This window comes from Faecalibacterium sp. An192 (assembly GCF_002160175.1).
Lineage (GTDB): Bacteria > Bacillota > Clostridia > Oscillospirales > Ruminococcaceae > Faecalibacterium.
On the sequence record NZ_NFKB01000159.1, the window covers coordinates 1 to 585 of the forward strand.

The 585-nt window shown below is 55.4% G+C and carries 1 protein-coding gene; it reads right to left on the minus strand.

What is annotated here, in order from left to right; all coding sequences use genetic code 11:
• Positions 1 to 585: IS66 family transposase zinc-finger binding domain-containing protein (locus B5F27_RS16415; RefSeq protein ID WP_206423029.1), on the minus strand; the 585-nt coding region annotated here is incomplete at both ends.

Consider the following 585-nt stretch of genomic DNA (forward strand, 5'->3'; position numbering starts at 1 on the left):
CATTCACATACTTCTGGTACATGATTTCTGCCACCACCGAAGCCGCAACCAGACTGTGATTCAGCAGAGGCTTTGGAACGGAAGCCCGCACAATGACACTGCGGCCTTTCCTGTGGCAGGCCGGGCACTTGTAGCTCATCTGCCAGTACCGGACCAGCTTGAGTTTGGGCCGCTGGTATTCAAAGACTTCCCTTACCAGCTCTTTCCCGATCCAAACCAGTTTTCCCTTGCACCTCGGACAGAGCCGTTCTTCTTCGTCCAGGTCGAAGATCCGATCTTCTGTCTCATTGCTGCTGGTCAGTTTCCAGCGGCCTGCTTCGCTTATCTTGTGGACGCCCCTCTGGTCCTTTTTGAACGGTTCCGGGGCATCTTCTTTGTATTCCAGCTCAGCTTCCGGGAATACGCCCAGGGGCTCTTCTTCCTCCTGCGCCGGCGTCGCCTCGCTGGAGCTGCCAAACCGTTTCTTCTGCAGCAGGGCAACCATCTCTTCCAGGTCCCGGACTTCTTCCAGAAGAAGCCGCATGGCTTTCTGCAAGTCCTGGATGTAGGCATCCTTCTCTTGTTCTGTTACTGGCTGCCGTTTCA